The organism is Nonomuraea cypriaca (assembly GCF_015645445.1).
Classification (GTDB): Bacteria; Actinomycetota; Actinomycetes; order Streptosporangiales; family Streptosporangiaceae; genus Nonomuraea; species Nonomuraea cypriaca.
In genome coordinates this window covers 23,641-47,975 of the sequence record NZ_JADOGI010000025.1, presented here as the reverse complement: position 1 = coordinate 47,975, position 24,335 = coordinate 23,641, and the positions used below count along the sequence as shown (strand labels likewise).

Annotated in this window: 23 protein-coding genes and 1 pseudogene; 15 read left to right on the top strand and 9 right to left on the bottom strand. The window is 64.7% G+C overall.

Going from position 1 to position 24,335, the window contains the following annotated elements:
* Positions 1–15 precede the first annotated feature (15 nt).
* On the top strand, positions 16–1,626 hold the full coding sequence (locus ITP53_RS11115) for a phytoene desaturase family protein (RefSeq protein WP_195895265.1): 1,611 nt from the start codon (positions 16–18) through the stop codon (positions 1,624–1,626).
* Positions 1,627–1,644: 18 nt separating this feature from the next.
* On the opposite strand, the gene ITP53_RS11110 is transcribed toward ITP53_RS11115, so the two are convergent.
* Positions 1,645–2,448 carry an IclR family transcriptional regulator gene (locus tag ITP53_RS11110; RefSeq protein WP_195895264.1) on the bottom strand — a complete coding sequence of 268 codons (804 nt, stop codon included), beginning with the start codon at positions 2,446–2,448 and terminating at the stop codon, positions 1,645–1,647.
* Between the two features lie 153 nt (positions 2,449–2,601).
* Between ITP53_RS11110 and ITP53_RS11105 the strand changes: the two genes are divergently transcribed.
* Genes ITP53_RS11105 through ITP53_RS11095 form a run of 3 tightly spaced genes read left to right on the top strand, consistent with a single transcriptional unit; the run spans position 2,602 to position 5,228 of the window.
* The gene (locus ITP53_RS11105; RefSeq protein ID WP_195895263.1) at positions 2,602–3,774 is read left to right on the top strand and encodes an FAD-dependent monooxygenase; all 1,173 of its coding nucleotides are present in this window, start codon (positions 2,602–2,604) and stop codon (positions 3,772–3,774) included.
* A gap of 16 nt (positions 3,775–3,790) precedes the next feature.
* The gene (locus tag ITP53_RS11100; protein ID WP_195895262.1) at positions 3,791–4,879 is read left to right on the top strand and encodes a cupin domain-containing protein; all 1,089 of its coding nucleotides are present in this window, start codon (positions 3,791–3,793) and stop codon (positions 4,877–4,879) included.
* Position 4,880: 1 nt separating this feature from the next.
* Positions 4,881–5,228 carry a hypothetical protein gene (locus ITP53_RS11095; RefSeq protein ID WP_195895261.1) on the top strand — a complete coding sequence of 116 codons (348 nt, stop codon included), beginning with the start codon at positions 4,881–4,883 and terminating at the stop codon, positions 5,226–5,228.
* Positions 5,229–5,332: 104 nt separating this feature from the next.
* Here the strand turns inward: ITP53_RS11095 and ITP53_RS11090 are convergent, their stop codons facing one another.
* Together ITP53_RS11090 and ITP53_RS11085 are read right to left on the bottom strand one after the other, a co-directional pair.
* Positions 5,333–5,680 (bottom strand): NucA/NucB deoxyribonuclease domain-containing protein, encoded by a 348-nt coding sequence (locus ITP53_RS11090; protein WP_195895260.1) that lies wholly within the window; start codon positions 5,678–5,680, stop codon positions 5,333–5,335.
* A 388-nt stretch (positions 5,681–6,068) separates the two neighbouring features.
* Complete coding sequence (locus ITP53_RS11085; protein WP_195895259.1) at positions 6,069–6,713, bottom strand: TetR/AcrR family transcriptional regulator; 645 nt, start codon at positions 6,711–6,713, stop codon at positions 6,069–6,071.
* Between the two features lie 144 nt (positions 6,714–6,857).
* Between ITP53_RS11085 and ITP53_RS11080 the strand changes: the two genes are divergently transcribed.
* The 3 genes from ITP53_RS11080 (at position 6,858) to ITP53_RS11070 (ending at position 9,603) form a co-directional block, all read left to right on the top strand.
* Positions 6,858–7,637 (top strand): glucose 1-dehydrogenase, encoded by a 780-nt coding sequence (locus ITP53_RS11080; protein ID WP_195895258.1) that lies wholly within the window; start codon positions 6,858–6,860, stop codon positions 7,635–7,637.
* Between the two features lie 47 nt (positions 7,638–7,684).
* Positions 7,685–8,110 (top strand): nitroreductase/quinone reductase family protein, encoded by a 426-nt coding sequence (locus tag ITP53_RS11075; RefSeq protein ID WP_236050690.1) that lies wholly within the window; start codon positions 7,685–7,687, stop codon positions 8,108–8,110.
* A 164-nt stretch (positions 8,111–8,274) separates the two neighbouring features.
* Positions 8,275–9,603 (top strand): ISL3 family transposase, encoded by a 1,329-nt coding sequence (locus ITP53_RS11070; protein ID WP_195895256.1) that lies wholly within the window; start codon positions 8,275–8,277, stop codon positions 9,601–9,603.
* On the opposite strand, the gene ITP53_RS11065 is transcribed toward ITP53_RS11070, so the two are convergent.
* Positions 9,594–10,406 (bottom strand): hypothetical protein, encoded by an 813-nt coding sequence (locus ITP53_RS11065; protein ID WP_195895255.1) that lies wholly within the window; start codon positions 10,404–10,406, stop codon positions 9,594–9,596. The genes ITP53_RS11070 and ITP53_RS11065 overlap by 10 nt on opposite strands.
* Before the next feature lie 94 nt (positions 10,407–10,500).
* On the opposite strand from ITP53_RS11065, the pseudogene ITP53_RS61010 reads away from it, so the two are divergent.
* The 3 genes and pseudogenes from ITP53_RS61010 to ITP53_RS11055 all read left to right on the top strand — a co-directional run.
* Positions 10,501–10,632: pseudogene (locus tag ITP53_RS61010) on the top strand (RHS repeat-associated core domain-containing protein); the annotation flags it as partial.
* A gap of 93 nt (positions 10,633–10,725) precedes the next feature.
* Positions 10,726–10,881, top strand: coding sequence for a hypothetical protein (locus ITP53_RS57245; protein WP_236050689.1), 156 nt, complete (start codon positions 10,726–10,728; stop codon positions 10,879–10,881).
* Positions 10,882–10,931: 50 nt separating this feature from the next.
* Positions 10,932–11,390, top strand: a complete 459-nt coding sequence (locus tag ITP53_RS11055; protein ID WP_195895254.1) for a hypothetical protein — start codon at positions 10,932–10,934, stop codon at positions 11,388–11,390.
* A 626-nt stretch (positions 11,391–12,016) separates the two neighbouring features.
* Here ITP53_RS11055 and ITP53_RS11050 read toward each other — a convergent pair.
* The gene (locus ITP53_RS11050) at positions 12,017–12,331 is read right to left on the bottom strand and encodes a hypothetical protein (RefSeq protein ID WP_195895253.1); all 315 of its coding nucleotides are present in this window, start codon (positions 12,329–12,331) and stop codon (positions 12,017–12,019) included.
* A gap of 103 nt (positions 12,332–12,434) precedes the next feature.
* Here ITP53_RS11050 and ITP53_RS11045 point away from each other — a divergent pair, with 103 nt between their 5' ends.
* From ITP53_RS11045 to ITP53_RS60210, 5 genes are all read left to right on the top strand, one after another.
* Entirely contained in the window at positions 12,435–13,598 is a 1,164-nt protein-coding gene (locus tag ITP53_RS11045; protein WP_207755821.1) for an IS630 family transposase, read from the top strand.
* A 567-nt stretch (positions 13,599–14,165) separates the two neighbouring features.
* A complete protein-coding gene (locus tag ITP53_RS11040; protein ID WP_195895252.1) occupies positions 14,166–14,345 on the top strand; it encodes a hypothetical protein in 180 nt (59 codons plus the stop codon).
* 74 nt (positions 14,346–14,419) lie between these two features.
* Complete coding sequence (locus ITP53_RS11035) at positions 14,420–15,055, top strand: restriction endonuclease subunit S (protein WP_328814364.1); 636 nt, start codon at positions 14,420–14,422, stop codon at positions 15,053–15,055.
* The gene (locus tag ITP53_RS11030) at positions 15,052–17,076 is read left to right on the top strand and encodes an N-6 DNA methylase (RefSeq protein WP_195895250.1); all 2,025 of its coding nucleotides are present in this window, start codon (positions 15,052–15,054) and stop codon (positions 17,074–17,076) included. The genes ITP53_RS11035 and ITP53_RS11030 overlap by 4 nt, the downstream gene beginning before the upstream one ends.
* Before the next feature lie 379 nt (positions 17,077–17,455).
* The gene (locus tag ITP53_RS60210) at positions 17,456–18,313 is read left to right on the top strand and encodes a restriction endonuclease (protein WP_195895249.1); all 858 of its coding nucleotides are present in this window, start codon (positions 17,456–17,458) and stop codon (positions 18,311–18,313) included.
* Between the two features lie 67 nt (positions 18,314–18,380).
* Here ITP53_RS60210 and ITP53_RS11020 read toward each other — a convergent pair whose 3' ends face one another.
* The 4 genes from ITP53_RS11020 to ITP53_RS11005 all read right to left on the bottom strand — a co-directional run bounded on the left by ITP53_RS11020 (position 18,381) and on the right by ITP53_RS11005 (position 24,195).
* The gene (locus ITP53_RS11020; RefSeq protein ID WP_328814363.1) at positions 18,381–18,905 is read right to left on the bottom strand and encodes a hypothetical protein; all 525 of its coding nucleotides are present in this window, start codon (positions 18,903–18,905) and stop codon (positions 18,381–18,383) included.
* A gap of 21 nt (positions 18,906–18,926) precedes the next feature.
* Positions 18,927–19,307, bottom strand: coding sequence for a hypothetical protein (locus ITP53_RS11015; protein ID WP_195895247.1), 381 nt, complete (start codon positions 19,305–19,307; stop codon positions 18,927–18,929).
* 563 nt (positions 19,308–19,870) lie between these two features.
* Positions 19,871–20,653, bottom strand: coding sequence for a M48 family metallopeptidase (locus ITP53_RS11010; RefSeq protein WP_195895246.1), 783 nt, complete (start codon positions 20,651–20,653; stop codon positions 19,871–19,873).
* Positions 20,654–20,658: 5 nt separating this feature from the next.
* Complete coding sequence (locus tag ITP53_RS11005; protein WP_195895245.1) at positions 20,659–24,195, bottom strand: type I restriction endonuclease subunit R; 3,537 nt, start codon at positions 24,193–24,195, stop codon at positions 20,659–20,661.
* Between the last annotated feature and the right edge of the window lie 140 nt (positions 24,196–24,335).

Here is a 24,335-nt window from a genome sequence, read left to right as displayed (position 1 = left end):
ACGAGGAGCTTCACCATGACGTCGGCGAACTCGTACGACGGGATCATCATCGGGGCGGGCCAGCACGGCCTGATCCTGGGCAGCTATCTGGCCAAGGCCGGTTTGAAGATTCTCCTGCTGGAGCGGCGGCTCACCTACGGTGGCGGGCTTTCCACCGAGGAGCGCACGCTGCCCGGCTTTTACCACAACCTGCACTCGATCAACCATTTCAGCATCAGCACCACACCTTGGTTCAAGGACCTGGGGCTGTCCGCCAAGATGCGCTACATCGTGCCGCGCTACGAGTTCGCGCAGCCGCACTCCGACGGCTCGGCGCTGGTCTTCTCCCGCGACCTCGATGAGACCGCGGCCAACATCGGTCGTTTCTCCGCCAACGACGCCAAGACCTTCCGCGAGTGGAACATCAAGGCCGAGGAGATGACGAAGAACATCTTCCTCAAGGAGCGGTTCGCGCCGCCGCTGAGTGAGACCGAGCGGGCCGAGATGCTGGGCAAGTCGGTGCTCGGCTCGGAGTTCCTGGAGCTGACCAAGAAGCAGCCGCTGGACGCGGTCAACGAGCTGTTCGAGAACGAGTACGTCAAGGTGCTCTTCCTGTTCAAGCTCTCCCTCTTCGGCACCGTGCTACACGAGGCGCTGAACACCGGCAGCCCGGTCGGCTCGCTGATCCGCGCCTTCGACCTGGCGACCGGCTACGAGCTGGCCGAGGGCGGCAGCTGGAACCTGGCCCGGTCGCTGATGGAGACCTTCATCGCGAACGGCGGCGAGTTCCGCAACCAGACGCAGGTCGAGCGCGTCATCGTGGAGGGCAACCGCGCCACCGGCGTGGAGCTGCCCGACGGCACCGTACTGAAGGCGCGCCAGTTCGTGGCCAGCACCATCGACGTGTACCAGACCTTCGAGAAGATGGTCGGGCGCGAGCAGCTGCCCGCCGCGGTCCAGCAGAAGGTCGCGCAGCACAAGTTCACCCCGTGGACGCTGTTCGGCCTGCACCTGGCGCTCGACGAGGCCCCCAAGTACCGGTCCGGCGCGTTCGACCCCAACGTGGACAGCGCGCTCAAGTACAACGTCGGCTCCGAGACCATCGCCAGCCTGCTTGAGGCACACGACCAGGTGGAGCAGAAGCTGGTCCCGACCAAGGCCCAGTTCGGCGCCGGGGCCCTCAGCGTGCTCGACCCGCGGCAGGCTCCGCCCGGCAAGCACACCGCGTACGCCTGGCAGGTGGTGCCGTACGACATCGAGGGCAACCCGGACGCGATCGACGGCGTGCGCGACGGCCTGGCCGACGCCATCCTGAGCAAGTGGCGGGAGTACGCGCCGAACATGACCCCGGACAACGTGCTGGGCTCCTACACCTACACGGCGAAGGAGTACACCCAGGAGCTCACCAACATGCGCTACGGCGACATCTTCATGGGTGCGCTCACCTCGGACCAGGTCATGTACAACCACTTCGGCTACCGGACCAGCATCGACGGCCTTTACATGGCCGGTTCGCCGTGCCACCCCAACGGCGCGATCACCGGTGGGGCCGGCTACATCGGGGCGGGCGTCATCGCGTCGGACCTCGGGATCGACCCGTGGTGGACGCCGATGGACGCGCGTGCCGAGCTGGAAGGGCTCGCCTAGCAGCGATGCCGGGGCGCTTCAGCGGGAATCGGGCTTGTCCAGCCCGGCTTCCCGCAGCGCCTCAGTCATCTCCTGCTGGGCCTGGAACAGGTGGGCCAGCGCGTCCGGGCTGCACAGCCGGTCGAATCGCGAGATCGGGCTGGACAGCGAGAACGCGGCGATCGGACGGCCCGCCGGCTCCAGGACCACCAGGCCGATCGCGCCGACCCCGCTCTCGGACTCCTCCCGGTTGACGGCGAACCCCTGCGCCCGGACCGTGGCCAGTTCGTGGAGCAGTTCCTGGAACTCGGCGGGGGACAGGCGGTGCTCGGCCGCCAGGCCCACGTTCTCTAGGTAGAGCCGCCCCAGATAGTCGTGGCTCTGGTAGCTCAGCAGCGCCTTGCCGCCAGAGGTGGATCGGGCGGGCAGCACAGAGCCCGCCCGATCTCCCACACGCAGGATGGCCGTCGCCTCAACCGAGTACAGGAACCGCACGTGCGCGCCGATCCTGACCATCAGGTTCGCCGTCTCATCGAACAGCGCGCACAGTGCCTCCAGCGCCGGCTGCAACACCTGGCGCACTTCCCGGTGCCAGCTGGAGCTCACCGCTCCCACGCCCAGCACCGGGCTGGGGGCGTAGCGCTTGGAGTCCTCCTGGACGGCGAACCCCCGGTACACCAGCATCGCCATCAGGCGATGGGCGGTCGAGACGGCGACGCCCAGATCGGTCGCGATATCCGTCAGCCGGACGCTGCCCTGATCCCGGAGTATCTGCAGGATCCGCAGGGCGTTGTCCACCGAGGCGATCGGGTACGGCGGCGGCTGAATGTACTTCTTCTGCACTGCAGAAGAATATCGCGCTTGGGCCCCGACAACTGCCCGGGCAAGACACACTGAATCTGTGAGTCTGACGTAGTCCTCACAGAGTCTCCGCATCAGGGTGCCTGGATTGGGGACCGCTCCCGGCGCAATGGACGTGACACGAGAGGTTCTGTTGTGAAGAAAAATAGCCGGCCGGTTGTCGTCGTCGGAGGGGGAATCGGTGGCCTCACGGCAGCGCTCGCGCTGCGGTTACGAGGTGTCGAGGTCGCCCTGCTGGAGCGCGCCGACGAATTCGGCGAGGTCGGCGCCGGGCTGCAGTTGGCCCCCAACGCGACCAGGATTCTGGCCGAATGGGGCCTGCTCGACAAGACCCTCCAGCTGGGCTACGAGCCGCGCAGCATCGTCCTGAAGGACGCGCTCGACGGCGCGGAACTGACCCGGCAGGACCTGGGCGAGGAGTTCCGGGCCCGCTACGGCGCGCCGTACGTGGTCATCCACCGCAGTGACCTGCACACGATTCTGCTCGACGCGGCCCGCGAGGCAGGAGTGGAGCTGATCACCGCGTCCGAGGTCGACTCGGTCACCGAGCGGGAGCCCGCGGGCGCGACCATCACGGTGACCAACGGCGGCACCTGGGAGGCCGACGCGTGCATCGCGGCCGACGGCCTGACCTCCCGGCTGCGCGACTCGATCGTCGGCGACCAGCCCATCGCCTCCGGCTACGTCGCCTACCGCGGCACCCTGCCCCGGGGCGAGGACGCCTTCGAGGACGTGGTGGCCTGGGTCGGACCCGGCTGCCACTTCGTGCGCTACTCCCTGCGCAACGGCGAGATGCTCAACCAGGTCGCCGTGTTCCGCTCGCCGCGCTTCGCCGAAGGGCACGCGGACTGGGGCGGCGTGGAGGAGCTCGACAACGCCTTCAGCGAGTGCTGCGACGAGGTCAAGCACGGCCTCGCCCACCTGTGGCGGGACCGGCGCTGGCCGATGTACGACCGGGCCCCCACGCAGCAGTGGCGGCGCGGTTCGACGCTGCTCGTCGGTGACGCCGCCCACCCGATGCTCCAGTACCTGGCGCAGGGCGCCTGCCAGGCCATCGAGGACGCGGCGACGCTCGGTCGTGCTCTCGACCGCCACGACGGCATGCCGACCACCGGCCAGTGGCAGCCGATCTTCGACCAGGTCGTCGCCGAACGCGAGCCGCAGACCACCTTGGTGCAGAACTCGGCCCGCGTCTGGGGTGACATCTGGCACACCGAGGGGCTGGGCCGGCTCCTGCGCAATGAGCTGATGCAGCGGCGGGACACCAAGGATTTCCGCTACAGCGACTGGCTGTACGGCGCCCGCTGAAACTGGAAGGAATGACATGAGCCAGACAGATCTGCCTCCTGACGCCGATACGGAAGAGGCGCTGAAGCAGCTCTACGCGGACTTCGAGGCCAACGACCTGACCCCGCTGTGGACCCAGCTGGGCGACCTCATGCCGCTGGTGCCGGCCCCGTCGGCGAAGGCGCACGTGTGGCGCTGGGCCACGCTGCACAAGCTGGCCGAGCGGGCCGGCGACCTGGTCCCGGTCGGGCGCGGCGGCGAACGCCGGGCCATCGCCCTGGTCAACCCCGGCCTGCCCGGCACCGCGTACATCTCGCCCACGCTGTGGTGTGCCATCCAGTACCTGGGGCCGCAGGAGACCGCGCCGGAGCACCGCCACAGCCAGAACGCGTTCCGGTTCGTGGTCGAGGGCGAAGGCGTCTGGACCGTCGTGGACGGTGACCCGGTCGCGATGCGCCGCGGCGACCTGCTGCTGACCCCCGGCTGGCACTTCCACGGCCACCACAACGACACCGACCAGCCGATGGCCTGGATCGACGGTCTCGACATCCCGTTCTCGCGCTACGCCGACGTGGGCTTCTTCGAGTTCGGCTCCGAGCGCGTCACCGACGAATCGTCCCCCGCGGTCTCGCGCAGCGAGCGGCTGTGGGCGCACCCCGGCCTGCGCCCGATGTCCGAGCTGGACAACCGGACCAGTTCCCCGCTCGCGGCCTACCGCTGGGAGCACACTGACGCCGCCTTCACCGAGCAGCTCGCCCTGGAGGACGAGGGCCACCCGGCCACGGTGGAGCAGGGCCACGCCGCCATTCGGTACGTGAACCCGACCACCGGCGGCGACGTCATGCCGACGATCCGCGCCGAGTTCCACCGGCTGCGCGCCGGCATCCAGACGCGGACCCGCCATGAGGTCGGCTCGTCCGTCTGGCAGGTCTTCGAGGGCAACGGCTCCGTCGTCCTCGGCGGTGAGGAGCGCGCGGTCGCCACCGGCGACCTGTTCGTCGTGCCCTCCTGGGTGTCCTGGCGGCTCCAGGCGGAGAAGCAGCTCGACCTGTTCCGTTTCAACGATGGGCCGATCATCGACCGGCTCGGCTTCGCTCGTACGTTCATCCCGGAGACTGACTCGTGAAGTGGGGTCATGGCGCGCGGCGGGGGCTTTATTTGCCTACTTCGCCTACGCCGCCAACGGGAGGCTGGAGGCCGGGTTCGACCCTGCGGACTTCGACAAGGCCGACCCGGCCGCCCGGTGCGGCTGGAATACCGGGGCAGTGGACGCCTACCTGCATGACCTGGACTTCAGTGCGGGCGGCATTTCCCGGCACGCCTGCATCACCATGCTGGAACGCATTGCCGGCGCTACCTTTCCGGAGGATCACCAACGGCCGGCCGGGCCTCATGTCGGCTTCACCATTGCCAGGCCGCTCCCGGTCATGAGTGATGCTGAGGTCGCCCACTTCATGGGTCCACCGCTGAGTTGAGGCTCGCGTCGCCGGCTCCACGGAATCGATGAAGCTGGCGACGCCTCTCTTAGTATTGCGGTGTCAGCCTATGACCGAGAGCCCGTACCTGCGGAGATGAGAATTCAGAAGGGGTCTTTTTCGAGTAGCCTGTATTTCTGCCAGAACCATCTCAATGAGGTGCCCGCACTGCCGTTGTGCGGCTGAGGCACGTACTTGTAGCTGACATTGGCCGTGAGTGTCCCGGAGGCGTTTCTTCCGGCTCCTTCGTAGCTTGAGGCGAAGGGGTACTCGTCGCACTGGTAACCGGTAGGCCGATGGAGCAGCGCGCATGCCCTATCCTTCGCACTAACGTTGGCGCTGTAGAGCGGGTTGGGTGTGCCGTCCTGGTTCTCGTCCCAGATTCTGTGCAGCGGAGCGCCCTTGCCCTCATCGCCGTTTACGATGTACTCCAGGTAGTTTCCTGGGATCACCTTGCTGGTGTTGGCGAAGGCGCTTTTGATGTGACGAGCGACCTCTCCGTGGGCGGTGCTGCTTTCGTAATAAGTGAGGAACCTGTTTCCGGCTCTTCACAGATGAGGGTGTAGGTGCGGGCGTGGGCTTGCGGGTCTTGGGCCACCCCTCTTGCTGTCGTTGGGAGTTTCCATCCCGAGAGCGCAGCCTTGCAGTTTGGGCCCGCTGCTGAGACCTCTTGTTGGGCCGTGCTGATGCCAGGCTGATCGAGGTGGGTCAACACATCGAGACTCCCTCCTTCGGTGTCCGCCCCGGGATGCCCCGCGAACGCCCTTGGTGCCGACGGCCTCGATTGCGTAGGCATCAGCTCCTTTGGTGGCGGCGGGACTCTGTCGCGGTCGGTCGGACTCAGTCGTTGGTGGACGCCCCTGGTCCAGTCGTGGCGTACCGGGCGGCGATGGTGCGGACGGCCTCGTCGACTACCTGAGCGACGCGTTCGGCGCTCACCTCCCAGCCCGGCACTAGGAGTGTCGGCCAGAAGACGTAGTTGGAGATCATGCCCAGGAACTGGGTGGCTGCGAGGTCCACGTCCTCGACCCGCACCGTTCCCGCCTCGTTCTCAGCCAGGAGATAGCTGCGTACGGACTCGAAGTAGGGCATCTTCCCGTGCGAGAACTGCGCATGGGCCAGCTCAGGGAACCGCGGTAGCTCGGCGATGACGATCCTGAACAGGTCGGTCATCTGGGCACGGCCTAGCAGCTCGGCGTAACGGCGACCGATGATGCTGAGCCCGTCAACGACGTTGCCTGCTGGCGGAGGATCCTCCTCGTCAGCGGTCGACCAGGACTCGGTCACGATGGCGTCGAACAGGGCAGCTTTGCTCGGAAACTGCTTGAACAAGGTGGCCCGCGAAACGCCCGAGCGCTCTGCGATCCGCGCCAGCGACGTCCGGTCGTAGCCCAACTCGAGAAACAGTGCGGTCGCGGCCGTCACGATCAGCGCGCGCTTCTCCTGGGCGACGCGCTGGTGATACGTCGTCACGACCCTGCTCATGGGCCAAGCATACGAGGTGAGTGGCTTGACTCGCCACTGTCGCCGACCTAGTGTCGAGGAGATGGTGAGTCGCCTGGCTCACCACTGGCCGCCGTTCATCACTGGTGATCCCGGTCATTCCTCCCCGTACCGAAGGAACATTTGATGCCCCGCTTCGACAACCAGACCGTGCTCGTGACCGGTGGGACCGGCGGCCAGGGCTCGAGTCACGTACGCGCCTTTCATGCGGAGGGAGCGAACGTGATGATCGGCGACATCGACGCGGAACGCGGCGCCGCTCTCGCCGACGAGCTCGGGACCCGCGCTCGCTTCGCCCGCCTTGACGTTACCGACGAGAGCTCGTGGTCCGCCGCTGTGCTAGCCGTCGAGAGCACCTTCGGCGCCCTGAACGTGGTCGTCAACAACGCGGGCGTGCAGAACCCGCCAGCGCCGATCGAGAAGACGGACCAGGCCACGTGGTCGCGCATCCTCGACATCAACCTCACAGGGACCTTCCTCGGCATCAAGGTCGCCGCCCCCGCTCTGCGCCGCGCAACAGGGGGAGCCATCGTCAACATCGCCTCGACCATGGGCCTGGGCGGCACGGCGCACTACGCGCCGTACGTCGCCAGCAAGTGGGCCGTGCGCGGTCTCACCCAAACGGCAGCGCTCGAACTCGGCCGCGACCACATCCGCGTGAACACCATCCACCCCGGCGTGATCGCGACCTCCTTCATCCACGAACCAGCAGCCGGCGCAGTCGCGGCAATCGCCGACTTCTACTCACCCGAGCCGTTTGCCATCCCCCGGCTCGGGGAGCCGACTGACGTCACCCGGCTTCTCCTGTTCCTCACGTCATCGGACGCGTCGTTCATCACGGGGTCGGAGTACGTCATCGACGGTGGACTCCTCCTCGGGCCCGCCCTTCAGACCGAGACCGCATGAGCAGTCCAGACACGACCGGATGGAACGACTCCGTACGGGACGCGTCTTTGTCGCACCTGCCCGATCACATCCGGCGAGCCATCGAGATCACACCCGCCGCAGGCACCAGCGAACGGATCATCGACATCACGACGCTGGGGCGCCGCACCGGCCGACCACGCCGCATCGAGATCTTCTTCTACCGAGCTGCGGGCACCACCTACCTGTGTAGCGGCGCCGGCGGGGCCGCTACCGACTGGCATGCGAACCTTCTCGCCAATCCCACCTTCACCTTCCACCTCAAGAACGGGATCCGCGCAGATCTGCCTGCACGGGCCACGCCGGTCACCGCCCCAGCTGAACGTCAGGCCGTGCTGGCGGAGATCGTCGCGGATCTCAATCAGCCCCACGACCCCGGCACCATCCGGCCGACTCAGCTCGAAGACTGGGCCGACAGCCGGCTGATGCGCATCAGCTTCCGCCATCGGCCGTGATCCCGGACCCCTCGACAGATGACCTACTCCCAGAGACTGGGGTGTAGTCGCGGCTAGAGCGGCTCTTCACCAGATGAAGGTGTAGCTGGCGCGGCGGTCCCGGGATAGATGTCGAGGTTTCCAGAGGGAAAGGCTCCTACACGCTCATCCTGAGAGACCTCCACGTGCCCGACGCCACCGTCGGCGAGCGCTTAGATGCGTTCGCCCACCCCGATCTGACAACCTTCTGCCGCCTCGACGAGCTTGGGCTCGTCGTCACCGGCCAGCGCCTCGAGCCCGAGCGCGCAGTCCTCGCGTGCCGGGTCGTCGAACCCGACCGTTGGTGTCACCGCTGCGGCTGTGAAGGGACCCCACGGGACACCGTGACCCGGCGCCTGGCCCACGAGCCGCTCGGCTGGCGGCCCACGACGCTGCTGGTCACGATCCGCCGGTACCGATGCGGCGGCTGCGGCCACGTGTGGCGCCAGGACACCTCACTGGCGGCTGAGCCGCGGGCCAGGTTGTCGCGCCGCGGGCTGCGGTGGGCGCTAGAGGGGATCGTGGTCGGACACCTCACCGTCGCCCGGGTCGCCGAAGGGCTCGGGGTCGCGTGGAACACCGCCAACGACGCCGTCCTCGCCGAGGGCAAGCGGGTCCTGATCGACGACCCGGCACGGTTCGACAACGTGTTGGTCATCGGTGTAGATGAGCACGTCTGGAGGCACACCCGTCACGGCGACAAGTACGTCACGGTCATCATCGACCTCACGACGATCCGCGACGGCACCGGCCCGGCACGGCTGCTCGACATGGTCGAGGGCCGCTCCAAGCAGGTGTTCAAGACCTGGCTCGCCGCCCGCACAGACGCCTGGCGCGACGGCGTGGAGGTCGTCGCGATGGACGGGTTCAGCGGCTTCAAGACCGCCACCACCGAGGAGCTCCCCGACGCGGTCGCGGTCATGGATCCCTTCCACGTGGTCCGGCTGGCCGGCGACGCGCTCGATCGGTGCCGGCGCCGGGTCCAGCAGGCCATCCACGAACACCGCGGCCACAAGGACGACCCGCTCTACTCCGCGCGCCGGACGCTGCATACCGGGGCCGGGCTGCTCACCGACAAGCAGATCCACCGGCTGCGGGCGCTGTTCGCCGTCGAGGAGCATGTCGAGGTCGAGGCGACCTGGGGCATCTACCAGCGGATGATCGCCGCCTACCGCCACGAAGACCGCCGCCGTGGCCGGGACCTGATGACCGCACTGATCGACTCGGTCAGCAAGGGTGTCCCGGCCGCTCTTGTCGAGGTCGTCACTTTAGGTCGGACACTGAAGAAGCGTGCCGACGACGTGCTCGCCTACTTCGACCGGCTCGGCACCAGCAACGGGCCCACCGAGGCGATCAACGGACGCATCGAACACCTCCGCGGCTCAGCACTCGGGTTCCGCAACCTCACCAACTACATCGCCAGAAGCCTGCTCGAGACAGGCGGGTTCAGACCACGACTACACCCTCAACCGTGAAGAGCCCTGTTTCCCCTGCCCAGGACGCAGCCGCCGCGATGGTCGGTGTATTTGGGGGAGGTGTCGCACATCACCTCCGGCTCTGTGACGAAGTTCTCGACGTCCTCATCGTTCAGGAGCTTGCCGTTGAGATATCCTCCGACTTCGATGTACGTGCCTATCCTGCAAGTGCCCTCATTGTGGAAACCGGAGCTGGCGGCGGTACTGGACTTGATTTTGAAGTGCGCGTAGGGGGCGGATTTCCATCCCGCGCGCAATGCCGTTCTGGAAGAGGCCCCATCGACGGCACAGACCCCCGGACTCGGGTGGCCAGCCGTCGTGATGTTGGCATTCAGTGTGATGCTGTTGTCGTTGATGCTGACGCCCTCGGGTTCGATCTTGTACCAGACGTCGATGTCGCGGCTGTGCCTGCTGTAGTCATCCAGGGCCTGGGCCAGGTAGTTCCCGACGCGAGTAAGAATCACCGTGGTTGCGGTGAACTGGGTGAGTCCCGCAGGCACCTTCACCTTCACGCCATCCACGATGACCGTGTGGATGAGGACGACCCCGTAAGTCAAGGTGAAGCACCACGTGAAGGGCCGGTATTGATTGTGGAGAACGGCTCGGCCACCCTGCCAGCCTTCTTGCCGACAGGTCTCGGTCGTGAAGTGATCCAGGAAATCTGGCGATGCCGCCGCAGCGGACTGGGTCGCCTGCTCTCCGCTGCGGATGGGTTGGCCGCCAGTGGTATTGATCGTGGCGGTGCGCCAGGTGGTCCACGCGTCGTTGACGCCTGCAGCAATGGTGCGGGCGCGCCATCTCACTGTCTCGCCGTCCCGTAGCTTCCCTCGGGGACCTGCAGAGTTACCCGGGTATCGTCGGGCTTGGCGGTGACCTTGCCCGACCAGCGGGCCGGTCTACCTATCGGCCCGCTACTACGACCCCAGCATCGCCAAGTTCATCAGCACCGACCCGGTACTGAGCCTGCAAGCGCCGGACTGGGCCAACCCCTACAGCTACGCCGCCAACAACCCCATCACACTGTCCGACCCCGACGGGCTCAAGCCGCGGCGCGCCGCGAAAACGGCAGACGGCGACAAGCCGTGGAAGTACAACGCCTCAAGACACAACCGCGCGGTCGATGTGGCGGCGCTGCTGATCAAGTGGATGGCGCTGCTGGGCTACTCGTCCGGGAAGATCGTGCTGGAGTACCACATTCCTGGCGCCAAGAAGCTCGGCACCGACGCCCACTCGACGAGCGGGGCTTCCCCGGCAACGGCACCGCGTGGATCAACGTAACCGCTCCCATCGGGGATAGCGAGCCATGGGTCAAGCTCCAGGTGGAGCGGGTGCCGCGTACCGGCGACCGGCATCCGCCCGAGGTCCAGTGGCGCTGGGCGGAGGCGCTGAAGAGACAGGCCGCCATCACTGGCGCCTGCTATGGCCATGTCACCGACGACTGCCTCACCGACGAGACTCCCCTGGAGACCGCGCTCGGCGCCGTGGACATCGTCACCATCCCGCGCTGCGAGCTGGAACTGCGCGGCTACTCATGGGTCACCGTGTGTGCAGGCGCGCTGGGGGCGCGGTTGGGCGGGCCGGCGGCTTTGGCGGCCGCGGGTGTCTTCGAGGAGGTCGACGAGTTGCCGGGCGGCGCGCTGTTCCTGCGGGCTACCCCGACGCTCGACGATTACGACGAGGCCGCGATCGAGCGGGTGCTCACCGTGCTTGAGCCCGTCCTGATCAAGGGAGATATGCGGCGGGTGTTCGGCATGGAGCATCTTAGGTTGCACTTCCCCACCCGCTGATGTGCCGTCATAGACCGGCGTGCCAGGTGCCTCCGTGGAAGCCGGAGGGGTTCAAGATCGCCAATTGAAGAGTCTCTGATGCCTTGGGGTGACGTCCAGCCCTGGAGGGACGCTCTTTATGATCGATGGGACCACTCCGGGAGGTACACGCGAGGCCGAGGGCCGAAGCGGGAACCATCTCGTGTGCGGAGGAGGCACAGCCGTGCGCACGTATTTGGCACGATCATCCGCAATCGATCGACCACAGCCGTACAGCACCGGACACATTATGAAGCCCTTGACCGCCGTTTCCGCTGGTCAAGGGCGCTTTGCTGCTGGTCGAACCTGGTGCCCCCGGCAGGATTCGAACCTGCGGCACCCGCTTTAGGAGAGTGGGGACTGTACGGCTGGCTCACAGGCTCTGACCTGCGCAGACGCTATGCCCAGCCCGCATCGTCCGTAAGATCATCCCGCGAATGCCCCTGCACCCGTAGAGGCTGGCCACCCGACACTCGATGGCAAGCAGAGTCCTTGATTACAAAATCACCCTGCTCAGAGCGGCGGTCAGAAGATTGCAGCGTAGCTAAGTGGTCCGACCGGGAAGTCTCTCGGGGGTTGACGGACTGAGGTCGGTCGTGCGTCGGTGTTCAGGTGTCGATGCTGGTGACGTACAGGTCGCAGACCAGGTTCAGGGCTTCCTGCGGGGTGCCGGTGAACCAGGGTGCGGCTTCGTAGCGGTCGTTGCTGGGGGTGTGGACAGCCAGCCCCCAGTAGGTGGCCGAGCCGCCGTAGCGCAGTCGCATCAGGGGCAGCCGGGCGCCGTCGGTGAGCTGTCCTTCGACGTAGGCGAACTGGCCGTGGTAGCGCACATGGACCGTGACCAGTTGGGGCCAGTGCTCCCTGGCGTGCAGCGTGAGCCGCTGGGCCAGCGAGGTCTTGGTCGACTCGGGGATCGCAGGCATGACCGCCATCTTGCCGTGCGGGCGTGTCGCGCGTGCACCCACTGGCATGTGCCGGGCAAGGTCGGCGGGTTACCCGTGAAGATCGACCAGGGAAAGACCGTCGGTGCCCCGTTGCCGTGCTCGCTCCATCACGCTGACCGCCTCCGAACGGCGGCGGCTCAAGAAGATCGCCTACTCCCACACCGCTGCCTACCAGCTCGTGGTCCGGGTCAGGATCGTGCTGGATGCCGCGCACGGCTACTCCAGCAACAAGATTGCCCAGCGCCGTGGGGTGACGGTGGACACCGTGCGGTTATGGCGAGGACGCTACCGCAGCCAGGATGGCATCAAGAGCTTGACGGATCGGCCCCGCTCCGGCCGGCCACCCACCTTCAGTCCTCTTCAGCGCGCCGAGATCAAAGCACTGGCCTGCCGGCCACCTGCCGAGACCGGGGCGCCGTTGTCGCGCTGGAGCTGCCCTGACCTGGCGCGCGAGGCCATCGCCCGCGGACTGGCCGCAGCCATCTCCGCCTCCACCGTGCGCCGGATCCTGGCCGAGGACACGCTCAAACCCTGGCAGCACCAATCGTGGATCTTCATCCGCGACCCGCAGTTCGCCGCCAAGGCCGCCCGCGTGCTCGACTTATACGCGCGCCGGTGGGACGACCTCCCGCTCGGCGACGATGAGTACGTCATCAGCGCCGATGAGAAGACCTCCATTCAGGCCCGCTGCCGCTGCCATCCCACCCTGCCCCCAGGCAAAGCCCGGATGATGCGCGTCAACCACGACTACGACCGCGGCGGCGCACTGGCCTACCTGGCCGCCTACGACGTCCACGCCGCCCGCGTGATGGGCCGCACCTCGCCCAAGACCGGGATCGCCCCGTTCATGGAGCTGGTCACCCAGGTCATGACCCAAGAGCCCTACGCCTCGGCCAAGCGCGTGTTCTGGATCGTCGACAACGGCTCCTCCCACCGCGGCAAAGCCGCCGCCGACCGGCTCACCGCGACGTTCCCCAACGCGGTCATGGTGCACACCCCCGTGCACGCCTCCTGGCTCAACCAAGTGGAGATCTACTTCTCCATCGTGCAGCGCAAGGTCGTCTCACCCAACGACTTCACTGGTCTTGACCAGGTCGAAGACCGACTCATCACCTTCGAGCGTCGTTACAACGCGACCGCTCGGCCCTTCAGATGGAAGTTCACCCCGGCCGACCTCGAGGACCTACTGGCCCGGATCGAGCGACACGAACAGAAGGAGTCGAACCTCCAGCAGCCCGCTGGCTGAGACCATCAGCCTGCCGTACTGAACCCCGCCGCATAACCCCCGAAGGATTTACGAAGTCGACCACTAAGGGCTCCGAGGACCGGAACCCGCGCGGTGGTCCATAGAGCATTTGAAGGGACCCGGCAGACGCCTGCGCAACGGCGGCTTCCTCCGGTTGGCCTGGCTGTACCGAGGCGCTGTACAGCAGCTCTATGCGTTGTCGGCTGGCCCCATGCCCGACGGCTGTTGACGCGTACGGGGCCAAGCTAGAAGAGCGGAAGCCGCGACAGTCAAAGCATCCGGTTTGAGAGGAACGCCCACAACGTATTGCGGAACTAGCTTCGCAGACGTACGCTTCGTCCAGAAGGTTGGGTATGACTCAAACTTCGCGATGGCGGTCTGGATGCGTGGCGTGGCTTCGCGTGCAGTCGCTGAAAGCAAGAGCGTTTGACCTATCGAACCGCCGCACCGCCCTGCGTGGGTTCCGATGTCCGGCAGGACGGTGCGGCTCAGTCGCCCCCCGCAATGCGGGAGGAGAAGGGACATCCCCCAATGAGGACTGTCACCCTCCATGATGCATGGAGTCTGGTGCCTCGTACCAGGAGGGTCGTGGTGGTGCTCGCGGTGCTCATCACCGTGATCTTCTTCTGGGCTACCCTCACGGGCTACGGGTCCACCATGCTGATCGCGGGCACTATGGCTCTGCTGACCGCCGCGATCGAGGAATTGGTGCGTGTCGCGCTCCAGTACTGCGAGCGCATGGCTTGATGTTGATGGTGGGGACACGGTGATCATCTACGCCGTGCCCCCACCATTTTCGGTGAGAATGCAAGCCAACGCTGGTGAGGCGGCAACTCTGGGAGGAGAGATTCGTGGTACGTGCAGGGCAAATCCCGCTTCGGGAACTCTGTGTGGTGACGGCCGGCCCGTCTGGGTCTCTGCTAGCAAACCTTCATGACGATCCTGATGGAGTTCCGGTGATCGCGCCGCCAGATCTTACGGATCAACAGCGAGTAGACACTCGGCGGCTGCGTCGAATTCCATGGGCAGATACTAATAAGCTGTCCCGGTTTGCTCTGCAGGAAGGAGACCTTCTTATCGTGCGGCAGGGCGCAGTAGGACGATTGGCTCTGTTGGGTGCGGAGCATGCAACATGGTTTTATAGCTCGTCATGCATTCGCATTAGGCCCAGAGGGGAGGATATTGTTCCGGCATACCTTGCTTTTTATCTGTCGTATCCGCCGGTTCAGAAAGAGCTGTTGAGTCAGGTTCTTCCAGGTACGGTGTCCTCTATAAATACAGCCATTTTGAGTGAGCTACTGATTACTGTGCCACCAAGGGAGCAACAGCAGGCAATCGTTGCAACCCTTTTGGATATTGATGCTCAGATCAAAATTCAGCGGACGATAGCCGAACGCTTGGAAACTTTGAAACCAGCGATCTTCGGTGAGATGGTAGAGGAAACGAGGCCCACATGAGCTCTTTGACCGTTGCGCAGCTAACCCGCCACCTTGTCAGGGCAGCCGACATTCTACGGGGGAAGGGGGATGCACAGTCATACCTTGACATCCTCTCCGGGATACTGCTCCTCAAGCGTGTCTCGGATCAGCCGGATATTCTTCATGTCCCTGATAGCGCACACTGGTTTCATATCGCACAGTCTAAAGGCAAGAGGCCTGCGCTCGTAATGAGCGAAGCTCTGCGGGAACTGGCCCACCACAACCCGAACGTATTGGATGGCATGCTGGAAACGCTGGATATCTCCAGGAGGCTGGGGCCTAGCCAGATTAATGCTCTGATCGAACACTTCGACCAAATTCCGTTGGCTAACGGCGATCTGGAGTTCGACGACGTTGTCGGCCGTGCATATGATTGTTTTCTTGGTTGGGTAGCCGAGAATGCTGGCAAAAGGGGAGGGGAATTCTATACGCCCCGTTCCGTGGTCGCATTGATGGTGCGCCTGGTTCAACCAGAGGCAGGACATTCAGTTTACGACCCATTCGTCGGCTCAGCTGGCATGCTCATTCATGCGAAGGAGTATGTTGATGAGCATGCCGGGATCTGGTCTGATCTCGCGCTTTATGGCCAGGACATTAGCATGCCTGCGTGGACCATTGCACGGCTGAATTTGTTCTTTCATGGCATCACGAGCAGCTCGATCTTTCTCGGCGACACTTTGAGTACTCCTCTTCACCTGGCTACGGAGCGAGAACTTAAGACCTTTGACCGGGTGTTGACTAATCCACCGTTTTCGGTGAACTACGTCGAGCATGAGGTTACATATCCGGAGCGGATGAGATATGGCTGGATCCCAGGACAGGGTAAGAAGGCTGACTTGATGAACGTCCAGCATGTACTTGCGTCGCTGCGTCCCGATGGCATCGGAGCGGTTGTCGCCCCACATGGAGTGCTGTTCCGGGGTGGAGTGGAAGCCGAAATTCGCCGAAGAATTATTGGGGACGGTCGCCTAGGAGCGGTAATTGGAATCGGGCCGAATGTCTTCTACGGCACAGCTATCCCTGCTTGCATCCTGCTTCTACGGGGAACAGATGGGCCACCGAGGGAGAGGAACGGCGAAGTGTTGTTCATCGATGCCGAGCGTGAAGTGGTAACTGGCCGGACACAGAATTACCTGGGGCCGCAGCATGTGGAGAAGATCGTTGATGTCTATCAGAACTGGTCACATATTCCGGGATTTTCACGTGCGGTGTCAGTCGATGAGGTCGCGGAAAACGGCTTCAATCTCAACATCCGACGTTATGTCGAAACCAGTCCGAAGGTAGCGCCGCCGCTCAACGTTCGCGCAGCGCTCTTTGGAGGTGTGCCTCGAACGGAAGTAGAAGCTGAAGCACCAAAATTTCATACTTTCGGCATCGACCCGATGGAGTTGTTCCGTGCGAAGGATGGCGATTATCTAGACTTTCCGGCTGAAGGCTATAAAGCTGCTGTTGGGCGTATCGAAAAACTTGCCGAGCCCGGCGTTCGGAACTTTATCCAACGCTACCGTTCATGGTGGACTGAAACAGGCCCACGTATCGCTGAACTCTCTGGCACACAGCGGCTGCTGAGGTCGAGGTCTAGTTTGATGGAATCGTTTTCCGAGGAACTCGCACCATTGCGAATATTGGACCATTACCAGTTGGTCGGCATCTTCGCGGCTTGGTGGTCCCATTACCATGACGACCTCAGGCTCCTCGATCGCCTAGGCTTTTCTGCCGTTACCGATCGGACGATTGCAGCTTCTAGTGATCATTCCGTGGTGGGTTCAGCGGATTTGGCCTCTAGCCGGGTACTGGATTCGCTGGGCGAAGATCTTAAGGTTCGAGTCGAAAAGCTCGTCAGAGCCGAACGGCAAACACTGGTAGACACATACCGGCGGTGGTGTGACCGATATGAGGTCTCGCTAATGGACCTTGAAGAACAGCGTGAAGCTCTGGCTGCTCGGCTAAGTGTTCGTTTGCGAGGTCTTGGTTACGGACGGTCGGATAGAGATGTGTGATCGGATGGCGCAGGTGTTGCTGTACCGGCCACGCTGTACAACAACTTGATGTGACCGTCTGCACTCATTGCTTGCCGACAGTGGGCCCTTTTGCCGCAGCACCGTCAGGGTCCGCAAGCGGCAGCAAAAGCAGCGCCCGCCGTAGGAGAGCGTGGGCGAAGCTGCCTTCTCCCATGAGGTGCTGAAACGCTCTAAACAGTCTGTGGTGCTCGTATGACCATCCCGCAGATGCCCCGTATGCGCGGAGACGGCCAATCACATCATCCGGTGGCAAGCGGACCCGGACCGTAGGTCCATCAGAGCCCGAGATGCTGATCCGTCGCAGGGTGGCTACCAATTTAGTGGACAAATTGTCTTATCGGCCTGGCATGCTGATCGCGTGACCAATGTAGATCTCCCGTCGTACAAGGACCTTCTCTGGCCGACGTTGCAGGCCGTTCGCAACCTTGGCGACTCGGCGTCGATCGAAGAGATCGTCGAGGAAGTGCCTCGCCAGCAGCACTTCTCGGAGGAGCAACAGGCTGTCCTCCACCAGGAGGGTCCACAAACCAAGATCGAGTATCGGCTGGCGTGGGCCCGGAGCTATTTGAAGGGCATGGGCCTCCTCATCAACAGCGGCCGCGGAGTCTGGTCACTGACCGAACACGGTCGGAGCGCCGAGGAATCCGAGATTGAGCAGCTCCATAAGGAATACGTCATCAAGCTTCGCGAGGAGCGAAAGCAAAAGCGTGATCAGAACGGAGACGTCCAAGATTCGGAGGACGCAAGGCAGACCAACTGGCGGGACGACCTCCTGGCTGCTCTGATGGCAATGCCGCCAGACGCTTTCGAACGCCTTGCCCAGAGACTGCTCCGCGAAGCTGGCTTCATCAACGCCACCGTGACCGGGCGCTCAGGTGATGGCGGAATCGACGGCCTGGGCGTCTACCGGATCTCCCTCGTCAGCTTCCCCGTCTTTTTCCAGTGCAAGCGCTACCGAGGCAGCGTGAGCTCATCCGCCGTCCGTGACTTCCGTGGCGCCATGGCCGGCCGCGGGGACAAGGGGCTTCTGATCACTACGGGAACGTTCACCGCCGACGCCAAAGCCGAAGCAACCCGCGACGGCGCCCCGCCCGTCGACCTGATTGATGGCCAACGTCTGTGCGACCTGCTCAAGCAGTACGAACTCGGCGTCGCAACCACAGTTCGCCAGGTCGAGGACGTGACAGTGAACACCGAGTTCTTTCAGGAGATTTAGGCACGGCAAGGGCCCCTGCTGGATCCTCGCCAGCGGAAGAACGCCGTCCGCCCTGTAGGCGAGGTCGCTACTTCCGTCGGGAAATGGCGTGCACAGGTCGGATGGCGGCAAGGTACTCGGGGATCACGGTGGCGGCATCCCTGCAGACGTTGCGCAGTTCATGCCGGAGGAGCTGCGCGTCGTCATCGGAGATCTCCAGGAGAGGGCGTCGAAGCCGAATGAACCATGCGCCACTCCGCTTGTCGGGGAAGGCGTCGAGCTGCGGGACGAGCGGCACCAGCTCGATGCCCGTGAGGTACGGCGTGAGCGTTTTGATGCTGAGCTCGCAGCCCCGTGTGAACACACGGCCTGCGATCGTGACGGGCTCGTCGTAGGTGACGACGCTCGTGGCGACCTTCGCATGGCCGATGATCCGTGTGCGGTCCCGTGCCGGGTTGTGCCAGCAGCCTCTGGTGGTGAGGATGAACAGATCGTCCCCGATCTTGAGCTTAGCTACTTCGCTCCGGCTCCTTGAGGGGAAGGCCATCCGCGACTCGCGCAGCACCCAGGCCACGGCCTCACGTTCACCAAGTATCAGCAGGTACGAGATCACGATCGTCACCGTATCTAATAACTAATCCGGGTAGGGATCGTCGTTGTAGCCGGCCGGTCCGATCGTGATCTTGTACTTGCTGTCCACGACAGCGGCAGGCCGCTCTGACCCATAGGATGCGATCACATAGTGGACCAGGTCGGGCGGGAGCAGCACCCGTCTGTCCCGATTGACATGATGGCGCTTGTCCTGGAGGTCGCTGCGCCCGCCGTACCGTCGGGCAGGGCAACGGTGATGAAGTCTTCGAAGACCCGCCACATTGCCCCAACAAGGCGTCCACCTCAGGTGCTCGCGTACTGCACGATTCTCGGTCTTGAGGGTGGGCATCTGGTATACGCCAGGGGAGACGCAGAGCTGTACCGGCAGGTCGTGCACGGTGCGGGGGTCGAGATCATGCAGCATGCGATCGACCTGAACCTGCTCCCCAGCAGAGCTGCTCACCACCATTGAACGGCTCGAAGTTTGAGAGGGGAGGGTTGCATGATCATCCCCCGCACGTTCCCATCGCGCGGAGAGCAACCACGTCATCCGGTGGCAAGCCGACCCGGAGCGCAGGGCCGCCAGGCCCGAGCACCGGAAGCGGTGCGGCAGTATGACGTTCGGCTTTCAGGCGTCGCAATCAGCTTGTTGGTGGGTGGCGATCAGGAGGTGCGGAGTCGCATACGGTGCCTTCCGGGTAGGGCTGTAGTAGCCGACGTTGCCGTCACAGCCCAACCTTGCCCGGTGGCAAGGCCCGACGAGCTCATTAGAAGGGCCGCGGCCTGTCGCCCCGCATCCTACGGTGAGTACCGAAGTTTGCGATTGTCACGGCACCAGCCAACCGGTCCAAGATCAAGAGAGCGGCGCCTGTACAGCCCTCTCGCGTCGTGTGAGCGGGCCGACAGTTCGCACGGCTTGCAAGCTTATCCCGCACGCGTCCCGCATTACGTTGGGTTGTTCTCAGACAAGATCACCGGACGTCTGTACTAGACGATTTCTCCCATCCACATGCGCCGTCCAAGTTCGTCGAGTTCCATGCGGCGCTCCTCATATTCGGGCAAAGCTTGCCCTACCAGTCGCCAGAAGCGGACGCCGTGCCCGGGAATCCGGGCGTGGGCGAGCTCATGGGCGATGACATAGTCGATCAGATGCATCGGGAGCTGGAAAAGAGGCCATCCGAGACTCATGTGGTCCGACGCACGGCTTGCTTCCCCCGAGCGATACGCTCCCCAGCGGCTGCCAAGGTCACATACGTCCACTACGGGCTCGGGTACGGACATCCGGGCCGCCCAAGGCTGGAGTCGTTCCGTTACCCAGGCGTGACCGGCCCGGCAGTACCAATCGACCAGCGCCGCCCGGCCGAGTGCCATGTCTTCGGCCAATGCGCGGCTGATGATCAGGCGTCCGGCCACCAGCCGAACCCTGTCATCCCCCAACCCGTCCCCCACGACGGCGAGCCGGTATGTCCGACCGAGGTAACGGAAGACCTCCCCCTCGACAAGGCGTTTGGCCGGATTCAATGGCCGGGCTCGCTCCCGCAGCGCACGCCTGCTCACCAGCCAGGTTCGGTGTGCACGTACGAAATCCGCAGCATCCGCTGCCGAGCGTCCCTGCGGGGCGTGCAGCGTGAGACCGGCATCCGCCTCCACCGTAAGCGCGAAGCGTCTGCGCCGGGCGCTTACTTGCACCCTCAGCGCCAACCCGTCGACGGTGAGGAGGTTGTCGTCCTCCAGCGCCTGCGGGGTGTGGTCGTCGGCCGGTGCGGTCACCTGCCCTATTCTCCCTGAGCCCTCCGTAGGAATTGCGAACGGTTGTCGTTGGCGTACGCCGCGAGGCTCTCCGCGATGGCCTTCATGGGGGACCACTCAACGCCTGCGGGCCGGAGACCGGCATGGAGCAACTGGCTGTGAATGGCGTTCGCCAGCTCGCTGAGGTCCTGTGCCTGCCCCTGATACGCGACACTGCCCATTACACGTGCGGCAGTGTCGCACACCATGTCGACCAGGTGCCGCAGGTCCGTTTCCCCTCGGACGACTCCCGGGTTTCCCTCCACCTTCTCCTCAACGAGCCGGTACAGCCGTTGCTCCAGCACGCTGAGCCCCACTAGCGTGAGGTTCTCCTCGTCCTCCCTGCGGGCCTGCTCGATGAGCGGGCCCAACTCCTCGACCTGCTCTTTGAAGCGTCCGGGAAGTTCTTTCAGAATCTCCTCCAGGCGCTGCGAGAGCCGGATGTACTTCTCCGGGTCCTCTCGTCTGACCCGCTCCTCCAGGTGGAAACGGAGCGCGTGGCCCATCTCAGCCGCGGCCTCCCGCGCCGGGATGTCCCGCATCATGTCGTCGAAGGCATCCGAGGTTAGCGAGACCGGCGGGATGATCCGTTCGATCTGCGGACCTTCTAGGTGGGCGGCGATCATCGCCCGGACCTTCCGCCCATAGCGGCGAAGGGTGAAGGTGCCGCCCTCCGCGTCCCGATAGAGCCGCCGGATGCGCTTCTGCAGCATTCCCCATCGCCGGGCGTCGGGCACGTACTCCAATGCGTGCTCGTGTGGCAACACACGCTCCAGCGTGGTGAGGAAGGCGTGCAGGGCCTCATCGAAGTCGAAGCGATCCTTCTTGTCCTCGAAGGCCAGGGCGGCTCTCCGCAACCCCGAGGGGTCGGAGAGATCCGCCTCGGTGATTCTCTTCCGTACCAGGAGTTCCCGGACCGCGCCGGCCGTCGGGCGGAGATCGGCGATCTCCTCGGAGAGGGTACGCATGGTGTCGTCGACGTCCGTCTGCTGGTACGCGGCGAGCGCTTCGGAAAGGTGCTCCAGGACACCGTAGTAGTCGACGACGTAGCCAACGTGTTTACCCGGCATCGGCCGGTTTACCCGCGCGACGGCCTGGAGCAGCTCCGCGTCGCGGATCGGTCGATCCAGGTAGAGCACCTGCTCGCGCGGGGCGTCGAAACCAGTGAGCAGCATCGACTTCACGATTAGGAAGGCGATGGGACTCTCGGGATGCACGGGGTCGGGCCCGGCCTCGGGTTCAGGCGGTCCGACCGCTTGGTTCCGCGACCAGGGGTTGTTCCCCGCGCCGTCGTATGGTGTCTCCCGCGGCGGCTGGTCGAAGGGGACGGTGGTCATCCAGTCCGCTTCCACCGGCGGTTGGGGAAACGACTGCTGGAAACGCTCGATATAGCCTTTCTGCCGCTCCGCATCGGTCCAGAGCAACCACTGGCGGTACTTGCGCTCCGCGCCCGGGGAGATCACTGGCACGAAGTCGACGCGGCGCAGCAGTGCGCGATATCGGTGGGCCATGTGGAGATAGCGTTCGCGCCTGGACATCTCCTCCACCGGGCCAGTCACTGATGTCGGATCGAACGTGGCGAGCTCGGCCAGAAGGGCGCCCCGCGCTCGCCGCAGGGCATCGCGGTACGCGACGGCCGCTTTCCTGCTGACCGCCGCGACTTGAGCCTTGAAGCCTTCCGGCAGCACCCAGCTCACCCAGTGCTCCAGGATGTCCTCGGCCTTCGCCTCAATCATCGGCGTCGACTCGGCGACGTCGCGCTCGGTGGGCCAACGCTTCAGCAGTGCTCTGCGCTCGTCATCCGTACGATCGCGGACCAGGTCGTCGAAGTTCCGGTCGAGACCGTCCTTGTCGAAGACCTTGCCCTCACCGGTGCGACCCTCGTAGCGGATGCGGACGACGACGCCGTCCCGCTCGGCCTCGCTCATCCGGTACTCGTCGAGGAACCCCCTGCCGGGACCGCCGCTGAAGATCCGCCGGGTGTCCTCCGCCCGCCCGGTCATGATCGGCGTGCCGGTGAAACCGATCTTCGCGGCGTTGGGCACGGCCTTGCGCAGGGCCGCGTGGAGCACGCTGGTGTGCGAGCGGTGCGCCTCGTCGACTAGGACCAGGATCTCAGGGGAAGTGTTGCACTCCGGGAAGCTCGGCACCGGTGGGAGCTTCTCGGTCTTCCCCTTCCGCCGCGCATGCTCGGCGGCGTCGTACTCCCTCCTCAGGTTCCGGTCGTCCGCGTCCTGGACGGACTCCCCGGCGAACGCGAGCCCGCTGCCGTACTTCTGGATCATCGCGAAGACGACCCGCCGTCCGCCGTCCCGGAGCAGTCCCTCCAACTGGGCGCGGGTTTTCGCGATCTGGACGTCGGACTCGCTCAGTCTCAGGGTCTGAGAGAGCTGGTCCTGGAGCTGGGTGCGGTCGGTGACGACCACGACCATGAACTCGCTGAGGTCGTGGTGCAGGTGGACGCGCCGCACCAGGAAGGTCATGGTGAGGCTCTTGCCTGAGCCCTGCGTGTGCCAGATGACCCCGCCGCGTTCGTCGGTGTCGAACAGCCCGGTGCGGGTCCGGCCGGTGCGCAGTCTTCTTACGGCCTCCTCCGCTGCGCGGTACTGCTGGTGCCTGGCAACGATCTTGACGGTCTGGGATCCGCCGGATTCGGTCTCGACAGGGAGCGGGATGACGTAGTGCCGTACGATGTTGAGCAACGCGGCGGGCCGTAACACGACCCCGACCAGCTTGTGCCGCTCGTTCAGTGGGCCGGTCCGGTCTGGCGTCTCCGCTTCGAGCGTCTCCCTGCGTTCCGGCTTCACGCTCCGCCACGGGTGGAAGTGGTCAGGCGCGGAGGTGATCGTACCGAGATGCGAGGTCTCCGCAGTGGCGGCGACCAGCAATTGCACGGTGCGGAAGAGCTCCGGGACACCGGCAGATTCCGGCCGGTCGCTCTCCGCGCCCTCTTCGTGGGGAAGCGGACTGCCAGCGTAGTACCGCAGATCGCGTACGGCCTGGTAGACGGGATCGGAGAGATCGGGGCTCTTGCACTCGACGGCGACGAGGGGGATGCCGTTCACGAAAAGAACGATGTCGAGGACCGATACCTCCCCCGAAAGGTTCCTCACCCGGAGCTGGTCTACCACGGTGAAGTCGTTGAGCCCAACCTGATCCTCATGCCACTCGATGTATTGCACCGTCGCCGAGGCCCTGCCGTGCGCAGTGGACGGGCCTCCGAGCACAAACCCGCTCAGGAGCAGATCGGTGGCCTCGAAGTTGGCCCGGACGACACCACGGCCCAGGGAGATGGAGGCCAGACGGTCGACGGACCGGGCCACGTCAGAGTCGTCCATCCACGACCCGTGGCCGGTCGCCTTGATGTTGACACGGCGCAGGGCCGCATTCAGCTTCTTGGTGAGGAACGGGGCGTCGGAGTCGAGCGTCCCGATCTCCTTGCCGGGGACGCGCGTCCAGCCCATTGCCACGAGTTGGGCGACAATGGGCCGTTCGACCTCGTCCCGCTCGACCTGAACCACCACGTCGCCACGCCCTCCGGCTCGCCCACCGCTTAGTTGATCCATTCTGCGCTCTATCCGGGGCGAGAGTGAGCGGTTCCGGTCAAAACGGGGCACCTAGACAAGATGATGGCCCCCCCGTCAAGAAGGGCGATGACCCAAGC